The sequence below is a fragment of the Paraburkholderia sediminicola genome (genome assembly GCF_046030555.1).
Lineage (GTDB): Bacteria > Pseudomonadota > Gammaproteobacteria > Burkholderiales > Burkholderiaceae > Paraburkholderia > Paraburkholderia sediminicola_E.
This window is the reverse complement of sequence record NZ_JAQQCH010000022.1, coordinates 36,010-53,231: the sequence shown is the minus strand read 5'-3', so window position 1 is coordinate 53,231 and position 17,222 is coordinate 36,010. Positions and strand designations below refer to the sequence as shown.

Here is a 17,222-nt window from a genome sequence, read left to right as displayed (position 1 = left end):
GTGCGCGGTAGTCTGACTATCAGGCTGTCGCATCGACACGCGCTTGTCATTCGACCTCGACAACGAGGTGCTACTGTATCGAATCACATGTCGGCCACGGCGGCGAGGGAGAGAACCATGTCGGAGCAACAGGTCAAGTTGAGCGATGAGTTCATCGCGCAGCAGCGCAAGCGCCTTGAGGCGTTGCGCCAGCAACTGCTGGGCGGAGAGGAGAATACGACCGCAGACGAGCGGACGGCCGAGGAGGAGCATGGCGACGAGGCCGAAGAGTTCGAGGACGCGGCGCAGGGAATGGCACAGAATGAGGTCAACCAGGCGTTACATGACGTGAACGACCAGCGCATCAGCGATATCGAGCGCGCACTGCAGAAGATCGACGAGGGTACCTACGGTATTTCCGATGCAAGTGGTGAGCCGATACCGAAAGCACGGCTCGAGGTCGCCCCGGAGGCTATCCTGACTGTTGAAGAGCAGAGTCGCCGTGAGGCCGGCAAATGACAGCTTCCAACGCCTCAGTGGCGTCGGTAAAGGAGCAGTAAGGGGGCAGTGTGGTCGCTGGGCGACGAGCACGTCAAAGACCCCTATCTTCAGGTTGAGGTGCGTCGGGCAGATGCCGCCAATGCCTATCATCGGAAAAACCAATGTTCCCTTATGCACTGGCCACTCTTAGAATCCATGTGCGGATTCAGGGTTTCGTTATGCTAATCGTGCAGAAGCCGACCTCGTAAACGATCCGTATTTTTCAGTCAGCACTCGTCAAAAACGGACAGGATAGAGAGCCTCGCAACATGCGGCGCTCGATGCGCCGTCGCTATCACGGTTCTCCGCTTATTGAACGAGACAAACGGACCGTGGAGGGCGGGTCCGGAGTGTTCGCTATTCACATGGACGCGTCCTATAACCTTTGAAACAGCGCATGTTTTAACCGAAAAGGTGACTCTACGATGCCAGCCCTCTGCGAAATCTGTAATTCCCGTCCCGCTGTCGCCCGTGTGACCGTTGTGCAAAACGGCGAGCGCAAATCCATGTCGATCTGCGACTACGACTACCGGCAGTTGATGCGACACCAAAGCATGCTCAACCCGTTCGATTCACTGCTGGGCGGAGGCGGTCTGTCGCGCTTCTTCGGCGGCCTGGAGGATGGCGCCGAGGACGAAGACGACGATGCCGGGTACGCCGCCGAGGTGCCGCGTGAATCCGTCGATGCAACCGATGCTTTCAGTGAGCAGACACTCGAATTGCTGCAACGCGCCGCGGAGAAGGCACACGAGCTTGGCCGTACCGAACTCGATACCGAACATCTGCTGTACGTGCTCGCGGACACCGACGTGTGCGCCGCGTTGCTAAAGGAGCTCAAGCTCTCGCCGCAGGACATCAAGGGATATATCGACCAGCATGCGCAAAAGGGAACCGCCGATCCCGATGCGCCGGTCGAGAAAATGACCGTCTCGCCTCGCCTGAAAAAGGCATTCCAGTATGCGTTCCAGGCATCGCGAGATCTGGGGCACTCTTACGTCGGGCCGGAGCATCTGCTCATCGGACTGGCGGCGGTGCCGGACAGCATTGCGGGCGCGCTGCTCAAGAAATACGGCGTCACGCCGGAGGCGTTGCGGCAGAAGGTCGTGAAAGTCGTGGGTAAAGGCGCGGAGGACGGTCGCGTCGATACGCCAACCGGCACGCCCACGCTCGACAAGTTCGGGCGCGACCTCACGGCCATGGCGCGTCAGGGCAAGCTCGACCCGGTGCTTGGCCGCGCACAGGAAATCGAGAGCACGATCGAAGTGCTCGCGCGGCGCAAGAAGAACAATCCGGTGCTGATCGGCGAGCCTGGTGTCGGCAAGACTGCGATCGTCGAAGGGCTGGCGCAGCGCATCATCAATGGTGACGTGCCTGAGGTGCTACGCGGCAAGCGGCTCGTCGAGGTTAACATCAACTCGATGGTGGCGGGCGCGAAGTATCGCGGCGAATTCGAGGAGCGTGCCAAGCAGCTGATCGATGAAGTGACGGCCAAGAAGGACGAACTGATCCTGTTTATCGACGAACTGCACACGATCGTGGGCGCGGGACAAGGCGGGGGAGAAGGCGGCCTCGATATCGCGAATGTGCTCAAGCCCGCGCTTGCGCGTGGCGAGCTCAGTCTGATTGGCGCCACGACACTCAACGAATATCAGAAGTACATCGAAAAGGATGCAGCGCTCGAGCGGCGCTTCCAGCCGGTGTTGGTGCCGGAACCGACGGTCGATCAGACCATCGTCATTCTGCGCGGCCTTCGCGACAAACTCGAGGCGCACCACCAGGTAACCTTTGCTGACGATGCGTTCGTAGCCGCGGCAGAACTTTCTGATCGCTACATTACTTCACGCTTTTTGCCCGACAAGGCCATCGATCTGATCGACCAGGCGGCGGCACGCGTGCGCATCGGCGCGACCTCGCGTCCGGCGGCTATTCAGGAGCTCGAAGCCGAGATCGCCCAGCTCAAGCGCGAGCAGGACTATGCATCTTCGCGTAAGCGCTTCGATGAGGCGAAAGCCTTCGAGGCACGGATCGGTGAGAAGCAGGAGAAACTCGACGAGCAGATGGAGGCATGGCAGCGCAAGACCGGCTCGGAAACGCTCGAAGTGACCGTGCAGTCAATCGCCGAAGTGGTATCGCGTCTCACCGGCATTCCGGTCACGGAGCTCACGCAGGAAGAGCGGCAAAAGCTTCTGGACATGGAGAAGAAGCTGCGCGAGCGGGTGGTTGGCCAGGACGACGCGGTGATTGCGGTGAGCGATGCCGTGCGCCTGTCGCGTGCGGGACTCGGCGAGGCAAACCGGCCAATCGCGACCTTCCTGTTCCTCGGGCCGACCGGCGTCGGCAAGACCGAACTCGCGAAGGCGCTGGCAGAAACGGTGTTCGGCGACGAGCAGGCGGTTATCCGTATCGACATGTCCGAGTATATGGAACGGCATGCAGTCGCACGGCTGATCGGCGCCCCTCCGGGCTACGTCGGGTACGACGAGGGCGGGCAGCTGACCGAGCGCGTCCGGCGGCGGCCGTACAGCGTGATCCTGCTTGACGAGATCGAGAAGGCTCACCCCGACGTGTACAACGTGCTGCTGCAGGTGTTCGACGACGGGCGGCTGACCGACGGCAAGGGCCGGGTGGTGGACTTCAGCAACACGATCATCATTGCGACGAGCAACCTCGGCGCATCGATCATCATGGACAACCTCGAGAAGCCCGAGGCGGATCGCCAGGCTGAGAAAGCGATTCGCGAGGAGCTGATGGGAGTGCTCAAGGGCCATTTCCGTCCTGAATTCCTCAACCGGATCGACGAGATCATCGTCTTCCATGGGCTCTCGCGCGACAACATCCGATCGATCGTGCAGATTCAGCTCGAACGGGTCGTGCGCACCGCGGACGCGCAGGACATTACGCTCAAGATCGACGAATCGGTCGTTGATCACCTCGCTGAGGCCGGCTATCGGCCGGAGTTCGGTGCACGCGAGTTGAAGCGCCAGATTCGCCAGGAACTGGAAACGCGGCTTGCGAAAGAGATTCTCGGCGGCGCGCTGAAGTCTGGCGACAGCGTTGAGGCCAGTTATGACAAGGAAAGCGGCGAGGTGAAATTCACCAGGAGCGAGGCGGCTTCTGCTCCCAAGGCAACGGCCGGGAAGGGGGCGAGCGGGCGCGCAAAGAAAAAGCCGTCCAAAGAGGCCAGCAGCGCCGAGCCAACTGAAAGCGCCACGTCGAAGGAGTGATGTCTGCAACAAGCTTGGAGGCGCCGCCGCGTCATTGCCGACGATGTGCGGACTCCCAGCCCTGGTCGAAATGGCTGGCGGTGTCACTGTACTTGAACTGTGCATGCCTGCCACGGGCCGATCTGTACCTTTCGCAGTGCGTCAACCCACCTAGACTGAACCCGCATCCAGGCTTTATGCCGTGATGCGGCGTAACCCCATACTACAAAGCCCTCAGGTCTCCTGAGGCAGTTCATGGAGTCTCATCATGACCACGCGACGCGAAGTGCCCGGTATCCGGGAATATGACCACCCAGCTGGTGGTTGGGGAGCGCTCAAAGCGACATCGCAAGCCATCCGGCTGCAAATGGAGAGCATCAAGGCGCCACTCACGTTGCTTCGGACCAATCAGCCTGACGGTTTTGATTGTCCCGGGTGCGCATGGCCCGACAAGGAGCACAAGTCCACGTTCCAGTTCTGCGAAAACGGCGCCAAAGCCGTCACCTGGGAAGCAACGACCAAGCGCGTACACCCGGAATTCTTCGCGGCCAACACAGTGTCGTCATTGCTGGAACGATCGGATTTCGAGCTGGAGGATATGGGCCGACTCACGCATCCGCTTGTCTACGACCGCGCCACCGACACGTTCCGGGCCGTCGAATGGGAGGTGGCGTTCGGCCGGATCGGTGAGATCCTGCGTGGTTTGCCGCCCGACCAGGTCGACTTCTATACGTCCGGCCGGGCATCTAATGAGGCCGCGTACCTTTATCAGTTGTTCGCACGGGAATTTGGCACGAACAATTTCCCGGATTGCTCCAACATGTGCCATGAACCGACCAGCGTCGGCTTGCCGCAATCGATCGGCATTGGCAAAGGTACGGTGTCGCTCGACGACTTCGAGAAGACCGACCTGATCATCTCGATCGGGCACAACCCTGGCACCAACCACCCGCGGATGATGGGCACGCTGTGGGAAGCCTCGCGTCGCGGCGTCCCGATCATCGTGTTCAATCCGCTTCGCGAGCGCGCGCTGGAACGCTTCCAGGATCCGCAGTCCATGCTGCAGATGGCGACGTTCGGCTCAACCCGGATCGCGTCGACCTATCATCAGGTGAGAGCGGGCGGCGACGCGGCCGCTCTCAAGGGCGTTATCAAGGCGGTACTCGCACTCGACGCCGAGCGCGGCGACGTGCTCGACCGCGAGTTCATCAACACATACACGGAAGGCCTTGACGCGCTCGTCGCGGATATCGAGGCCACTTCCTGGGAAGACATCGAAGCGGAAAGCGGCCTGACCCGCGAGGAGCTCGCGGACGTCGCCGACGCGTACGCGAAGGCGAAGTCGACGATCATCACGTACGGAATGGGCGTCACGCAGCATAACAAGGGCACCGCGAACGTGCGCCTGATCTGCGACCTGTTGCTGCTGCGCGGCAACATGGGCAGAGAAGGCGGCGGTATCTGTCCGCTGCGTGGCCACTCGAACGTGCAAGGCAACCGCACGGTCGGCATCACCGAGAAGCCGTCGGCGCAATTCCTCGCGAAGATCGAGGAGGTATTCGGCTTCAAACCACCCGCCGAGCACGGCCGCGATGCAGTCGCGACCATGCAGGCGATGATTGCGGGCGAGTCGAAGGCGCTGGTTTGCCTGGGCGGCAACTTCGCGGTCGCGCTGCCGGATTCGGACCAGTGCTTTCCGGCGATGAAGGCGCTCGATCTGAGCGTGCATCTCGGCACCAAGCTCAACCGCTCGCACCTGCTGGTCGCGAAGGAAACGTACATTCTGCCGGTGATCGGCCGCACCGAACTCGATGTGCAGAACGGCATGGGCCAGTCGATCACCGTCGAAGATTCGATGTCGATGGTTCATGCGTCGGCCGGCAAGCTCACGCCCGCGTCCGAGTTCCTGCGCTCCGAGCCCGCCATTGTGGCCGGCATCGCCAAGGCGACGCTCCCGGACAGCAAGGTCAACTGGATGGAGCTGGTTGCCGATTACGACAAGATCCGCGACCTGATCGAAAAGACGATTCCGGGTTTCGAGGACTACAACGCACGCATCCGCGTGCCGGGCGGCTTCCGCATGCCGCTGCCGCCGACCGAGCGCGTGTTCCCGACGCCGACCGGCAAGGCAATGTTCTCGGTGTACCACGGTGTGACGGAAGACGCGCAGGTGGAGGGCGACGAGGTGCTGCGTCTCGTGACGCTGCGCAGCCACGATCAGTACAACACCACCATCTATGCACTGGACGATCGTTACCGAGGCGTGTTCGGCCGGCGTGACGTGCTGTTCATGAACGAAGACGATCTTGCCGAGCGCGGACTCGAACATGGCGATCTGGTCGACATCGAGACAGCCGTAGCGGGCAGGCAGCTTCGTTTGGAGAAGATCACGGCGATCGCCTACGATATCGCACCAGGGTCGGTGGGTGCTTATTACCCGGAGGCAAACGTTCTGGTGCCGCTCGACTACATTGACAAGGAAAGCGGCACGCCGTCATACAAGTCCGCGCCAGTTCGTGTGGTCCGCTCGGTGGTAGTCTGATATGGAAATCTTCGATGCATTCCACCTTGCCAGGCTGCAGTTTGCGTTCACGGTGTCGTTTCATATTGTTTTTCCCGCGATCAGCATCGGCATGGCCAGTTTCCTCGCGGTGCTGGAATGGCGCTGGCTGCTGACTGGCGACGTCGCCTACAAGGACATGTTTCTGTTCTGGTCGAGGATCTTCGCGGTCGGTTTCGGCATGGGGGTGGTCTCGGGTGTGGTGATGGCCTACGAGTTCGGCACCAACTGGAGTGGTTTTTCCAGCGTTGCCGGCAACATCACGGGGCCGCTCCTGACTTATGAAGTGCTGACGGCGTTCTTTCTTGAGGCCGGTTTTCTCGGCGTCATGCTGTTCGGCTGGCAACGCGTCAGTCCACGCGCGCACTTCTTCGCCACGCTCATGGTGGCGGCGGGCACGCTCATTTCCACGTTCTGGATTCTCGCGTCGAACAGCTTCATGCAGACGCCGCAGGGATTCGCCATTGAGAATGGCCGGATCGTGCCGGTCGACTGGATGAAAGTGATTTTTAACCCGTCGTTCCCGTATCGACTCGCGCATATGACCATTGCCGCATTTATCGTCGCGGGCTTCATCGTTGCCGCCTGCGGCGCGTGGCATCTGTTGCAGGGCCGGCGCGACAAACCCGTCAAGCGCAGTTTTTCAATGGCGCTGTGGATTCTGCTTTTCCTGACGCCGATCCAGATTTTCGTTGGCGATGCACACGGACTCAACACGCGCAAATATCAGCCGGCCAAGATCGCGGCAATCGAGGGCCTCTGGGAAACCGAGCACGGTGGCACCGCGCTCAACCTGGTCGGCCTGCCCGACATGAATGCAGAAGTAACGCGATACACGATCCAGATACCGCATCTGGGCAGCTTGATCCTGACGCACAGTTGGGATGGCGAGATTCGCGGCCTGAAAGAGTTTCCACCCGAGGACCGTCCGTATTCGCCGATCGTGTTCTGGACCTTCCGGATCATGGCGGGCCTCGGCATGTTGATGCTATTGACGGCGCTGCTTGGTTTACTGCTCAGAGTGCGCGGCCGCCTCTACGAGACGCGGTGGTTTCAGGGTTTTGTCCTGTGCATGGGGCCTTCTGGAATTGTGGCGCTATTGGCGGGGTGGATCACGACGGAGGTCGGCCGCCAACCGTGGACGGTCTACGGCGTTTTGCGTACCGCGGACTCCCTCTCGCCGATCAGTGCCCAGCAAGCAGGCGTTTCATTACTGATCTTTGTATTGGTGTATTTCCTCGTGTTTGGCATGGGCGTCTATTACATGCTGAAGATGATGAAGCGTGGACCGGAGGAGCATGTCGAACGCCGCGAGTCACGCAGGCATCCGGTCTTGCGGAATCGCCCGTTGGACGCACTGGAAGGAGAGTGACACCATGCAAATCGATCTTCCTGTCGTGTGGGCCGCGATCATTGGACTCGGCGTTTTCATCTACGTGATGCTGGACGGCTTCGATCTCGGCATCGGCCTGCTGTTTCCGTTTTTCGAAGAGAAGGGCGATCGGCAAGTCATGCTCAATACCATCGCGCCGGTCTGGGATGGAAACGAGACGTTCCTCGTGCTTGGCGGCGCCGGGCTTTATGGCGCGTTCCCCGTGGTCTATTCGACGCTCCTGCCAGCGAACTATCTTCCGTTGATCCTGATGGTCGTGGGCCTGATCTTCCGCGGGGCGGCCTTCGAATTGCGTGCAAAGGCCGTCAGGACCCAGCACGCGTGGGACCTCGCCTTCATAGGCGGCTCCGCGCTTGCGGGGCTCTGCCAGGGGATCGTGCTGGGGTCGCTGCTGCAAGGCATCAAGATCGTCGACGGCCGTTTCGCCGGCAACCCGTTCGACTGGCTCTCGCCGTTCAGCCTGTTTTGCGGAATCGGTGTGCTCTTCACGTATGCGACGCTCGGCTGCGGTTGGCTCATCCTGAAGACGGATGGCGAACTGCAGCGCAAGATGCGCGAGGTGATGAGACCGCTTGTGAGCGTCCTGCTCGGTGTGATGGCCATCGTGAGTCTATGGACGGTAATCGGATTGCCGGCGGTTGCACATCGCTGGTTCGGAAGCGGCAATCTCGGCTGGTTCCTGCCGGTGCCGATCCTGGTGATTGCCTGTGTGTGGGGCATCTTCCGCACGCTGCGATCGCTGCACGAAGCGACCCCGTTCCTTCTCACGCTCGCGTTGTGCTTTCTCGGCTATAGCGGCTTGCTCATCAGCATCTGGCCGAACATTGTTCCGCCGTCACTGACGATCTGGGAAGCCTCGTCGAGCCACTCGAGCCAGCTGTTCGCGCTGGTCGGAACAGTGATCGTGCTGCCTGTCATCCTCGTCTACAACGCCATGCAGTATCGCGTATTCCGGGGCAAGGTGCGGGAAGGGGACGCCGGCTACCACTGAGGTTGACGGCGCAGTCAGACCATTAGAAGAGCACATTATGATTGTGAGGCCAGGGCAAAACTGGTTCCGGCTGCTGTTTGTCTGGAACGGTTCCGTGTTGCAGTCGATTATTCCCCAGCTGGCCTTCATGGCGGCTGTCAGCAGTCTCGCTGTGGTGACGCAGGGGCGCATTTTCGGCGAAAAGATCCCACTTAATACGGCGCCGTTCACCTTGTTTGGTCTGGCGCTCGCGATCTTCCTTGCGTTCCGCAATAACGCAAGCTACGAGCGCTTCAATGAGGCACGCCATCTGTGGGGCAGCATCCTGATCTCGGCGCGCGCGCTGACCTCGCAGATGCTGTGTTACGTACCGCGGGGCGATCACAACGTTCAAATGGCCCATACACTGATTGCGACTGTATACGCGTTGAAGCACCAGTTGCGTGGAACCGACCCGACGGCCGATCTCGTTCGCTTTCTCGGACGCACGCGAACCGAGGCGTTGCAGCACACCTGCTACAAACCGACGGCGCTGCTCAACGACATTCGCCGCGACTTCGCCGATCTGCAAGTTCGGGCATTGATATCGGATACCAAGCTCTGGATGTTAGACGCGCAGATCGACGAACTGGGAAGGACCGTTGGGGGGTGTGAACGGATCGCATCCACGCCCATTCCGTTTGCCTACAGTGTGTTGCTTCACCGTACCGTCTACGCCTATTGCGTTTTGCTGCCGTTCGGTCTTGTCGATTCGACCGAGTTCTTTACGCCGCTTCTTTGCGTCTTTATTTCTTACACGCTAATTGCGCTTGAAGCGATTGCCAGCGAAGTCGCCGACCCTTTTACGCTCGCGCCGAATGCGCTGGCGCTTGACGCCATGACCCGCAACATCGAACGGTCGATTCTCGAACTGTGTGGTTGTGAACTTCCCGACGAGGTCGTACCGGTGCGCGCCTACCAGCTGACCTAGCGTGGGTTCATCGGCGCATCCGGTCGGCTTGCCCAGCAGGACGCGCGTCCGCTTCGCCGTGACACCCGATACGGCGCACAAACTGTGCTCCTGGAATTCCGCACGGACTGTGCGTCCCCTATGCGGGGCCGACGCACTATCCTGTCAGAAGATCATGCACAGGCCGGCGACTCCTCCGATCTGAAAGATCGCCTGCCGTTGCCCCCTTGCTCTGTTTGCCGCCGCACGCTGCCTACCTTCGGATAGATCGTGAACATCCTCGACCAGCCCATAACCGCCGATACGGTGTCCCACCCTGGCGTATTCGCTGGCGGTGCCACGTCCACGCTCGACAGGCTTGATCGCCCACTGCGGGATTTACGTCTGTCCGTCATCGATCAATGCAATTTCCGCTGTACGTACTGCATGCCGCGTGACACCTTCGGCGCGGACTACCGGTTCCTGCCGTCTTCGGAGCGCCTGTCGTTTGAACAGCTTCTTAAGCTCGCGAAAGCGTTCGCCCTGCTCGGGGTGGAGAAGATACGCATCACCGGCGGTGAGCCGCTCCTGCGACGTGGACTCGAATCCCTGATCGAACAGCTCGCGAAACTGACCACCGAAAGCGGGAAACCGATGGAACTCGCGTTGACGACAAACGGCTCCCTGCTCGCGGCGAAGGCGCGCTCACTGCGCGACGCCGGCCTCGGTCGCGTGACAGTGAGCCTCGACGCCGTGGACGACGCGGTATTCCGCCGGATGAGTGACGTCGACATGCCCGTGTCGCGGATCCTGGATGGGATCGAGGCGGCGCGCGCGGTGGGACTCGCGCCGGTCAAGGTCAACGCGGTGATCGAGCGAGGCGTCAACGACAGCCAGATCCTGCCGCTCGTGCGCTTGTTCAAAGGCACAGGCGTGGCTGTGCGCTTCATCGAATATATGGATGTTGGCGGCGCGGGCGGATGGTCGAATACGAAGGTGATCACGGCTCGCGAGACGCGCGACATCGTCGAATCGGCGTTTCCTCTGGTGCCCGTCTTCGTGCACGAACATACGGGCACCGCCGTCAACTATCGCCATGCCGACGGCGCAGGCGAAGTCGGATTCATCGCGAGCGTATCGCAACCGTTCTGCGGGTCGTGCTCGCGGGCCCGCGTATCCGCCGACGGCCAGCTTTATTCCTGCCTGTTCGCCACACATGGCACGGACCTCAGGCCCTGGCTCACGGACGCCGCCTCAGTCGAGCAACTGGCCGGGGTCGTCCGCAGCCGATGGAACCAACGCGACGACCGCTACTCCGAGCTTCGCTCGACGCCGCGCAGGCCAGGACCGGGGAAGGCCTATCCCACAGTTCGCATGTCGCTGGTCGGCGGTTGACCCGTAAGGATGCGCTGGTACTTGCCGTAGTCGACCCGCGCATGCACTTAGCTGGTTGCGGTCATCGTGTCAGTGTCACTACCGGGCGCACATCGCGACGAGCTTGCCGACGGTAATCACCGCCTGTTCGATTTCGCTCGTCCAGGGGCTGCTGTAATTGAGGCGAATGAAGTTGCGATAGGTCGTCTCCGAGACCGAGAACATATAGCCTGGTCCGATGGTGATGCCCTGGTCGAGCGCGAGCGTATAGAGTCGCATCGCGTCGACCTTGGGGGGCAGTTCGATCCACAGCACGTATCCGCCCGCCGGGTTGGACATGCGCGTACCTTCCGGGAAGAAACGCGAGACAGTGGCCTTCATCAGATTGGCCTGCTGCGCATACATCTTCCGAACCCTTCGCAGATGATGTTCATAACCATCGCGTTCAAGGAATTCCGCAATCGCCATTTGCGGAATCGCTGGAGAGGTCAGCGTATTCAAGAACTTGAGTTTCTCGACCTGATCGCGATATCGGCCCGGTAACGCCCAACCAATCCGGTAGGCCGCCGTGAGCGTTTTCGAGAACGATCCGCAGTGAAGGACGAGTCCTTTCGTGTCGAAGGATTTCAATGTGCTCGGGTGCGTGCTGTCAAAGTGCAATTCGTTGTAGACGCCGTTCTCAATGACCGGAATGTCCCGCTTCGTCAGGAGTTCCACGAGTTCGCGCTTGCGATCGTCGGGCATCAGAAAACCCAGCGGGTTCTGGAAGTTCGGCATGACCATGCAGGCTGTGATGGTCTGCGAGTCCACGATTGCGGCAAGCGCCTCAATATCGATGCCGTGCTCCGGATGCGTCGACACTTCAATTGCTCTCATGCCCATCCGTTCGATCGCATGGAGCATCGCGTAGAAGGTCGGTGACTCGACAGCGATCACGTCGCCGGGTTTCGCGACCGCCTGAAGGCACAGATTGATCGCTTCAGTCGCGCCGACCGTGATGATGATCTCGTTCGGATCGACGGCCATGCCGTTTTCGAGGTAACGACGCGCGATCTGGCGCACGAGTGCGGCGTTGCCGGGGGGCAGCGCGTCCGTCACACCCCATCGTGTTGTGCCTCGCCCTGCGTCGTAAGCGTAGCGGTTGAGCTTTTCAAACGGAAACAGACTGGCGTCGGGATAGGGCGAACCGAGCGGCACCGCATGGTCGACACCGATTGAACGCAAGGTGGAAAGCACCAACCGGCTGACGTCAACCGGCGACGAAATCGGAATCGGTTTCGATGGCCGGAGTTCGAGCGTTTTCCGCTCGCCTCCGTCGCCCTGGAAGTTGACGAAATAGCCCGACTGAGGCCTGGCCGTGACGAGGCCACGGCTTTCGAGCAGCAAATAGGCGCGGATGGCCGTAGTAACACTGATCCGGTGCTGCTGGCTGGTTTGCCGCACGGACGGGAGGCGCTCGCCGTGACCGTACACGCCTTGCCGGATCAGCTTCTCGATGTCGTCTGCAAGCTTCTCATAGAGATTCATCGGACGATTCCCTTTGCGTTTCGCTGCGCCACGTTGTGTCGGCCTCTCCCCCCGGTTACACGCGCCCCCATCGCCATGCCGCCGCCCGGTCCGGGGATCGTAGCAGAACTGTACTGGCTCGAATCGGCCCGATTTGTGCACTCTGCGGCTGATGTCCCGGCCTTACGCTGTTCTCCATCGAATACGCATTGCCTGGTTGCCACGTTGGGGCCTTTCGATGCGCAAGGATGGGTTCGAATTACACGAGATCGGCACACAGGGAGGTTGGGCATTATGAATCTGCTAGAAGCCATGCGGATTTACGTCAGGGTGGTTGAACGAGAGAGTATCTCCGGCGCGGCAAGGGACCTCAATATTGGCCAGCCGGCCGCAAGCGAGCGCATCGAGCGGCTTGAGAAGTACCTCGGCTGCCGGCTCCTGCTTCGTAGTGCGCGCGCTTTCAATTGCACGCCCGAAGGCGTCACCTTTTACGAGCGTAGCAAGAGAATTCTGCACGCCGTGGAACAGGCGATCGCCGAGGTATCGAACGACGATCAGGATCTCAAGGGAACGATACGTATTGCGGCGCCTCACTGTTTCGGTGAGACAGTCGTGCCGGAGGCGTTGGCGCTGGTGCGTGCAACCTATCCACAACTGGATCTGGAGCTGGTCCTGAACGACAGGATCGTCGATCTCGTGACGGAGGGTGTGGACATTTCGTTCCGCCTTGGGCAGCTTGGAGAAGGGGCCTTCATTGCCCGTCAGCTCGGTCAGGTTGGGCGTGTGCTTGTTGCCGCGCCAGGCTATCTGAGCCAGCATGGTTCAATTGCCGAGCCGTCTGATCTGGCAAAACATCCGTTCATTCGGGTCCAGGGCATGTTCGGCACGGACCAGTTGCCGCTCAGACACGGGGTGGCCGTGGTGGAGAGCGCGCCGATTCGTACCGCGGTCAAGACCAGTCATTGGCGGCCTATGTATGAAATGATTCTCTCGGGTGTCGGCATCGGGGTACTCGAAGAGCCGGCGTGTGTCGATGCGTTAGCAGACGGCCGGCTGGTTCGCATACTGCCGGAATTCGAGGTGCTGCCTTTCGATGTGAATGTACTGATCCAGGCGCAACGTCCGATGCCGCCACGCGTACGGATGATTGTGACGATGTTGAGAAAGTGCGCGTCGGAAATTCTGGAGAGAGTGCAAGTCGACGGCGGTGGAGCGACAAGTCGCTCTGACGTACTTCCAGACGGGAATGTGTCCGCACTGCTCAAGCCATCGCTGCGGGCCTGAGCCCGCAGCGTTAGAGACTCACGAAAATCAACGCATATTCAGGCGCTTATTCGGCTTGCCTTATTCTGCTTGGGTTATTCGGCTTGCGTGAGCGACACCGACGCTTCGCTCGTCAGCATCAGGAATGTCAGCGTCTCGCGCAGATAAAGGCGCACTACCGTGTCCGTGTGGCTCACATAGCCGATCGACAGCTCTTCGCCAAGATGTAACTCGAAGTCGCCGCCACGCGTGGATACCACGCTGCCGCCCGCGAGCGCGGGCGCCCAGATGATGTCGCCATTCACGATCCGCTTGATGTGCTCGATAACCGGGTAACCCTGATCGCGAGCCTCGCCGAGCGCCGTATAAGCGTCGGCGCCGAGCAGCACGGAGTACGGGCCGTCCACGCCGGCAAGCCGCAGTTGTTCGAGCGCGTTACTGATCGCGTTCGGATAATCGGCGATGTCAGCCGGCAGCGCGAGCGGCGGATTCGACGAGTCTTCGCGAATCCCACCGATGTCCGCCGCCTTATATCCATCGAAGATCGCACGGTCTTCGGCATAGGCGAGTTGCTTTGCCGCTTCCTTCGCGGGCTGCCAGTCCGCATCTTTCGCGCCGCGTACCACGCTGTCGATCGCTTCGCGCTGCAGCTCAAACGGCACGGTCAACTCGACGAGGCGCTTTACCTCGGACAGTTTTGCCGCGACACCCTGCTGTGGCGAGGCGATCGCGATCTGGTGCCCCGTGCCGACGCCGGACAGTTCTGTCCCGCCAGGACCCTTGACGTCAACCACACGACGGCCGGCGACACTGCGCTTGAAAGTGCGAGCTACTTCATCTTCAATCTGCGACCAGGCCGCGCGGGAGATGGGGGCAAGCTCGCGATGCAAGTTATTCATGTTGAGAAATTCCCTTGAGAGAGCCAATATTCAGCGAGCCGTCGTGACGCGGCTCGTTGGACGAAGAGGGTTCGGGCTGTGGCTCCGCGGCGGGAGCAGCTTGCGGATCGCGATCCGCGAGCGCTTCGAGCAACGTGGCCGATGGGACGAAGAAGAGGCTGCCCGTGACCGCGCGACTGTAGTCGAGCAGCCGGTCGTAGTTGCCCGGCGGCCGGCCGACGAACATGTTCTCCATCATCAGCTCGATCGGCTGGGGCGAACGGGCATAACCGATGAAGTAGGTGCCGAACTCGCCCATACCCGGGCGGCCGAATGGCATGTTGTCGCGGAGGATTTTTACTTCCTCGCCGTTCTCGGTGATCGTGGTGAGCGAGCTGTGCGAACAGGACGGTTTGACTGCCTCGTCGAGCTCGATGTCGGCCAGTTTCGTGCGGCCGATAATGCGCTCCTGGGTCTCGACGGAAAGCGCGTTCCAGCCTGTCATGTCGTGCAGATACTTCTGCACGATGACATAGGTGCCAGCCTCGAACGCCGGATCCTCATCACCGATGAGAGTCGACTCGACGGCCTTGCGACCCGACGGATTCTCGGTACCGTCGACGAAGCCCACCATGCTGCGCAGATCGAAGTTGCGAAAGCCGTGCACTTCGTCGAGCACCGTGATTGCATCGCCGAGACGTCCCACGAGTTGCGTGGCGAGCTCGAAACACAGGTCCATATGATCCGCGCGGATATGCAGCAGGATATCCCCGGGGGTGCTCACCGCGCGGCGTTCGCCCGTACCGAATTCGCGAAACGGGTGAAGGCTCGCCGGGCGCGGGGCACCGAACAGCGTGTCCCACACGTCGGAGCCGAAGCCGACCACGCACGACAGGTGGCGTGAGGGCGAGCGCCTGCCGACCGAACGCACCAGGGCGGCAATGTCACCACACCACGCCCGCACTTTTTCAGCTGAGTCGTGGCCGGCCTCGACCGTCGCGACGATGAAGATCGCGCTAGGGGTGATGTCATTACAGATGGCTTGCGGTTCTGGGGCGTCTGGGGTCTCTTTGGGCATCGGATTGGATATTGATAAGCCGTTACTGATTCCGGGAATGAAACGAATGTCGCACCGCCTTCGTGATCACCTGCTTGAGGCGGGCGCAAATATTTCGTCCGAATGACATGAAGCACGTTTGCTGCTGCGGCAGCCATACGCACCCGTAGCGTGCTGCTTGCCATCGGGAGAAGCGCAAATGCACATGGCATGGTTGGCGTTCGCTACATCGGCAGATGTTATACCGCCCGGGCACTTTATGGAAAGTGTACGAGCGTGCAAAGGTTAATTCGCATACGGCGTTCGAGGCCGGGCTGGCGACCGGTTGAGCTTCGCGTGCCTGCGGGTCGGCACCGTGTCAGGCAAGCGCCGCTGGGACTGTGTGGCGATCACGTTCGACATGATTCTGTCGCAAATGTCTACCTCACCTTCGATACTTCGTATCGGGTCTGGCCGCTTCCTATTCTCCTGTCACGTCGCTACCATCCGGTTATCCGGAGGCGCTCACCGGATTGTCCTCATTCCCGTTTTTTCACGCGACGGTGTACTCAGTGACTTATCGTAGCCGGTAGACGCAAGGTCCTTTCCGTTCAGGCCTCGATATCGCTGCGACAAAGGCGGTGCTGATTAATTCGCATTGCGAATGGAGGTGAGATGCTGTGAATCTGCTTGAAGCCATGCGCATCTACGTCAGGGTGGTTGAGCGAGGGAGCATCTCGGGCGCCGCAAGGGACCTCAATATCGGCCAGCCGGCCGCGAGCGAGCGCATCGAGCGGCTTGAGAAATACCTCGGCTGCCGGCTCCTGCTTCGTAGTGCGCGCGCTTTCAAACGCACACCCGAAGGCGTCACCTTCTACGCGTGCAGCAAGAGGATTCTGCACGCCGTGGAGCAGGCGGTCGCGGAGGTGTCGAACGATGAGCAGGGTATCAAGGGAACGATTCGCATCGCGGCACCTCACTGTTTTGGCGAGACGGTCGTGCCGGAGGCGTTAGCGCTGGTGCGCGCAGCGTATCCACAGGTGGATCTGGAGCTGGTCCTGAACGACAGGATCGTCGATCTCGCGACGGAGGGTGTGGATATTTCGTTTCGTCTTGGGCAGCTTGGCGAAGGGGTCTTCATGGCCCGTCAGCTCGGTCAGGTTAGGCGTGTGCTTGTTGCCGCGCCAGGCTATCTGAGCCAGCACGGTTCAATTGCTGAGCCGTCTGATCTGGCAAAACATCCGTTCATTCGGGTCCATGGCATGTTCGGCACAGACCAGTTGCCGCTGAGGCACGGGGTGAGCGTGGTGGAGAGCGCGCCGATCCGTACCGCGGTCAAGACCAGTCATTGGCGGCCTATGTATGAAATGATTCTCTCGGGTGTCGGCATCGGGGTACTCGAAGAGCCGGCGTGTGTCGATGCATTAGCAGACGGCCGGCTGGTTCGCATACTGCCGGAATTCGAGGTGCTGCCCTTCGAGCTCAATCTCCTGAGTCAGACACAACGCCAGGTACCCGCACGGGTACGGCTGATTGCGACAATGCTGAACAATTGCACGCCGGCAATTCTCGGCAGGGCGCGCGCGGAGCTC

The 17,222-nt window shown here is 60.7% G+C and carries 11 protein-coding genes and 1 pseudogene; 9 read left to right on the top strand and 3 right to left on the bottom strand.

Features of this window, described 5'->3' with window-relative positions:
• Positions 1–117 precede the first annotated feature (117 nt).
• The 7 genes from PQQ52_RS26590 (at position 118) to moaA (ending at position 10,968) form a co-directional block, all read left to right on the top strand.
• On the top strand, positions 118–498 hold the full coding sequence (locus tag PQQ52_RS26590; RefSeq protein WP_408217968.1) for a TraR/DksA family transcriptional regulator: 381 nt from the start codon (positions 118–120) through the stop codon (positions 496–498).
• 446 nt (positions 499–944) lie between these two features.
• Complete coding sequence (locus PQQ52_RS26585; RefSeq protein WP_408217965.1) at positions 945–3,743, top strand: ATP-dependent Clp protease ATP-binding subunit; 2,799 nt, start codon at positions 945–947, stop codon at positions 3,741–3,743.
• A gap of 247 nt (positions 3,744–3,990) precedes the next feature.
• The gene (locus PQQ52_RS26580; protein WP_408217962.1) at positions 3,991–6,264 is read left to right on the top strand and encodes an FdhF/YdeP family oxidoreductase; all 2,274 of its coding nucleotides are present in this window, start codon (positions 3,991–3,993) and stop codon (positions 6,262–6,264) included.
• A 1-nt stretch (position 6,265) separates the two neighbouring features.
• The gene (locus PQQ52_RS26575) at positions 6,266–7,654 is read left to right on the top strand and encodes a cytochrome ubiquinol oxidase subunit I (RefSeq protein WP_408217959.1); all 1,389 of its coding nucleotides are present in this window, start codon (positions 6,266–6,268) and stop codon (positions 7,652–7,654) included.
• A 4-nt stretch (positions 7,655–7,658) separates the two neighbouring features.
• A complete protein-coding gene (gene cydB, locus PQQ52_RS26570) occupies positions 7,659–8,666 on the top strand; it encodes a cytochrome d ubiquinol oxidase subunit II (protein ID WP_408217956.1) in 1,008 nt (335 codons plus the stop codon).
• A 37-nt stretch (positions 8,667–8,703) separates the two neighbouring features.
• Positions 8,704–9,615, top strand: a complete 912-nt coding sequence (locus PQQ52_RS26565) for a bestrophin family protein (protein WP_408217954.1) — start codon at positions 8,704–8,706, stop codon at positions 9,613–9,615.
• Between the two features lie 270 nt (positions 9,616–9,885).
• Complete coding sequence (moaA, locus tag PQQ52_RS26560; RefSeq protein ID WP_408218144.1) at positions 9,886–10,968, top strand: GTP 3',8-cyclase MoaA; 1,083 nt, start codon at positions 9,886–9,888, stop codon at positions 10,966–10,968.
• A 78-nt stretch (positions 10,969–11,046) separates the two neighbouring features.
• Here the strand turns inward: moaA and PQQ52_RS26555 are convergent, their stop codons facing one another.
• Positions 11,047–12,474, bottom strand: a complete 1,428-nt coding sequence (locus PQQ52_RS26555) for an aminotransferase-like domain-containing protein (RefSeq protein ID WP_408217951.1) — start codon at positions 12,472–12,474, stop codon at positions 11,047–11,049.
• Between the two features lie 273 nt (positions 12,475–12,747).
• Here PQQ52_RS26555 and PQQ52_RS26550 point away from each other — a divergent pair, with 273 nt between their 5' ends.
• Positions 12,748–13,737 carry a LysR family transcriptional regulator gene (locus tag PQQ52_RS26550; RefSeq protein WP_408218142.1) on the top strand — a complete coding sequence of 330 codons (990 nt, stop codon included), beginning with the start codon at positions 12,748–12,750 and terminating at the stop codon, positions 13,735–13,737.
• A gap of 74 nt (positions 13,738–13,811) precedes the next feature.
• Here the strand turns inward: PQQ52_RS26550 and PQQ52_RS26545 are convergent, their stop codons facing one another.
• Together PQQ52_RS26545 and PQQ52_RS26540 are read right to left on the bottom strand one after the other, a co-directional pair.
• On the bottom strand, positions 13,812–14,615 hold the full coding sequence (locus PQQ52_RS26545; protein WP_408217948.1) for a family 1 encapsulin nanocompartment shell protein: 804 nt from the start codon (positions 14,613–14,615) through the stop codon (positions 13,812–13,814).
• Positions 14,608–15,672 (bottom strand): Dyp-type peroxidase, encoded by a 1,065-nt coding sequence (locus PQQ52_RS26540; protein WP_408217945.1) that lies wholly within the window; start codon positions 15,670–15,672, stop codon positions 14,608–14,610. The genes PQQ52_RS26545 and PQQ52_RS26540 overlap by 8 nt, the downstream gene beginning before the upstream one ends.
• 638 nt (positions 15,673–16,310) lie before the next feature.
• On the opposite strand from PQQ52_RS26540, the pseudogene PQQ52_RS26535 reads away from it, so the two are divergent.
• A pseudogene (locus PQQ52_RS26535) lies at positions 16,311–17,201 on the top strand (LysR family transcriptional regulator); the annotation flags it as partial.
• Positions 17,202–17,222: the final 21 nt, after the last annotated feature.